The organism is Streptomyces sp. NPDC057654 (assembly GCF_042800135.1).
Lineage (GTDB): Bacteria > Actinomycetota > Actinomycetes > Streptomycetales > Streptomycetaceae > Streptomyces.
The window spans coordinates 1-3011 of sequence record NZ_JBHVHQ010000982.1 but is presented as its reverse complement, the minus strand read 5'-3'; the positions used below and the strand labels follow the sequence as shown (position 1 = coordinate 3011).

At 72.3% G+C, this 3011-nt stretch carries 2 protein-coding genes; both read right to left on the bottom strand.

What is annotated here, in order from left to right; genetic code table 11:
- The coding region (locus ACFU99_RS39240) for a polyprenol monophosphomannose synthase (RefSeq protein WP_384402201.1) at positions 1 to 717 on the bottom strand (717 nt) is incomplete at its 3' end.
- Positions 714 to 2312 carry an apolipoprotein N-acyltransferase gene (gene lnt, locus ACFU99_RS39235; protein WP_384402198.1) on the bottom strand — a complete coding sequence of 533 codons (1599 nt, stop codon included), beginning with the start codon at positions 2310 to 2312 and terminating at the stop codon, positions 714 to 716. The genes ACFU99_RS39240 and lnt, both read right to left, overlap by 4 nt.
- Positions 2313 to 3011: the final 699 nt, after the last annotated feature.

Sequence of the window (3011 nt, the reverse complement as noted above, 5' to 3'; positions counted from 1 at the left end):
GGTCGTGACCCGCCACAGGGCCTCGGCCAGGATGTCCTTGGACATCTTGCTGTCGCCCATCTCCCGCTCGACGAAGGTGATGGGGACCTCCACGACGTGGAATCCGGCTTTCACCGCGCGCCAGGCCAGGTCGACCTGGAAGCAGTAGCCCTGCGAGGCCACCTGGTCCATGCCGAGCCCTTCCAGGGTCTCCCGGCGGAAGGCCCGGTAGCCGCCCGTGACGTCCCGCATGGGGACGTCGAGCATCAGCCGGGAGTAGGTGGAGCCGCCGCGGGAGAGGTACTCGCGGTGCTTGGGCCAGTTCACGACGCGCCCGCCGGGCACCCAGCGTGAGCCGAGGACCAGGTCGGCGCTCTTGAGCGCGGTCAGCAGCCGCGGCAGTTCCTCGGGCTGGTGGGACCCGTCGGCGTCCATCTCCACGAGGACGCCGTAGTCGTGGTCGAGGCCCCAGCGGAAGCCCGCGAGGTAGGCCGCGCCGAGCCCTTCCTTGCCCTTGCGGTGCATGACGTGGACATGGTCGTCCTCGGCGGCGAGCTCGTCGGCGAGCTTCCCGGTGCCGTCGGGGCTGTTGTCGTCGGCGACGAGGACGTGCGCCTCGGGAACGGCGGACCGCACCCGGGCGACGATGGGCTTGATGTTGTCCGCCTCGTTGAAGGTCGGGATGATCACCAAGGTCGTGCCGAGCGGACCGTACTTCCGCTGAGCGCCGTCGTTCACTGCTGCCCCTTCTTGTCCGGACGTCCCCAGCGGCCGAGCATGATCGCGGCCGCGCAGGACAGGAGGCCCACCATAGCGATCACCCACTCGGGGGCCGCACCGACGCGGTCGGCGACGGTGGTGCCGTCACGCAATGGGATGCGGGCGTTCAGGACCTGTCGGGTGAATTCCTCGCTGCGCTGCTCCACCGTGCCGTCGGGCGCGACGACCGCGCTGATGCCGCTGGTGGCGGCGGTGACCACGGCGCGGCCGTGCTCGACGGCGCGCAGCTTGGACATCGCGAGCTGCTGCTCGGGCTGTCCGGTGCGGCCGTAGGTGGCGTTGTTGGTCTGTACGACCAGGGCCCGCGCCCCGGCCCGCACGGTGTCGTGGACGATCTCGTCGTAGGCGACCTCGAAGCAGATGACGTCGCCGAGGCGGGCCGGGCCGACCTTGAGGACGCCGCTGTGGTCGCCGGGGTAGAAGTCGCGGGGCACCCGCTGGAGCCGGGTGATCAGCTTGCTGAGCTCCGCGCGGAAGGGCACGTACTCGCCGAAGGGCACGGGGTGCTGCTTCGTATAGGAGGCGCCGGGGCCGGTCTTCGGGTCCCAGACGATGCCCTCGTTGTAGACGTACCCCTTCTTGGAGGGGTGGTCGACGAGTGCGCCGACTAGGATCGGCACGCCGACGGCCTTCACGGCCTCCTCGATGCGGTCGTACGCCTCCGGGTACTTGAACGGGTCGAGGTCGGAGGAGTTCTCCGGCCAGATCACCAGGTCCGGTTTCTCGACCCGGCCCGCCTTCACGTCCTTGGCGAGCTGGAGGGTGGCGTCCACGTGGTTGTTGAGGATCATCATCGGGCGGCCGAGGAAGTCCATGCCCGCCTGCTGGACGTTGCCCTGGACGATGGCGATGTCCGCCGTGTCGTCGGCCTTGGTGGGCACGGGCACGGCGTACGCGCCGACGGTGATCGCGGCGGCCAGGGCGAGGGACTCGACGGCGGGCAGCGCGGCCCGTACGGTCCGGGGCCCGGTGGCGCGCAGCCGCCAGGCGGCGGCGACGGCGTACGCGAGCAGCGCGCCGGCGAGGGCGACGGCGAAGGTCACCAGGGGCGCGCCGCCCAGGGCCGCGAAGGGGGTGAAGGGCGAGCCGGTGTTGGCGAAGGCGAGCCGTCCCCAGGGGAAGCCGCCGAACGGGACGCGGTCGCGCGCCCATTCCTGGGCGACCCACAGGCAGGCGGTCCACAGCGGCCAGCCGCGCAGCCGGGAGGTGCGGGCGAGGGCCGCGCCGAGCAGGCAGACGAAGAGCGCCTCGGCGAGGGAGAGGCCGAAGACGGCGTCGTAGCCGACCACGCGCAGCCAGCGCAGCAGGAAGAAGAAGAACGGCAGGCCGAAGGCGAAGCCGGTCCACGCGCCCTGGCGGGCGGTGCGGCCCCGGGTGAGCAGGGACAGGGCGGCGACGGCGACGATCGACAGCGGCCACAGGTCGTACGGCGGGAAGGCCGCGGTCAGGGCGAGGCCGCCGAGGACGGCGAGCCCGGTGCGCGGCGCCTCGCGGCGTACGAGCAGCGCGAAGCGCCTGGCGCGGCCGGGGCGGGCGGCGGGGTCGGCGGGCACGTTCTTCTCCCCGGGTCGTCCGCCCGTGGCGCTGCTGCCGGTCCGCCGGGGGCGGATTCGGCGGTGGTGTCGGAACCCGAGGGCACGTGACGGCCTTCCTTGCAGGTCGTGCGGTGGTGAGCAGACGGTATACCGACGAGATTGCGGCGCGGCCCCAGGGTGCGTAAAGGAGGGCGCGCCAAGACCCGGGAAGACGGCGGGCGGCGGGGGTGTTCGAGGGACGTCCGAGACGGCCTCGCGGGCCGGGGCGCGCAGCGCCCGGCCGCGGGCGGGTGACTGCGGGTGGGGGCCCAGAGTCCTTCGGGCCGACCTGGGGCCCGCTGGCTGCGGGTCGACCGAAAGCCGTTGTCTACTGAACGCCCGGGCCCCACCCGGGTCACACCTGCCGACCTGGAGAAACCTTCCCTCGCCGCCGTGCGCTGGACCTGGCTCCCAGTGGCGGTGTGCCTTCTCGGCTCACCGCCCCCTGGCCCAGCGGCGTTCGGTGACTAGGCGGAGGTTGCCCGGCCGGGCGTCCTGTGGTGGACTCCGCCGAACCTACCCGCCGTCGCCCGCACCCTGTCAACACTCACATGACCTGCGTCGTTGTCTCAAATCAGCAGGTCAGTACAGCGAGCGCGGGCAGGGGGCGACAGGCCGACGGCACGTCGTTCGGCGGTACGGGGCGACGCTACATCACTCGTTCGGCCGCTCGTACAC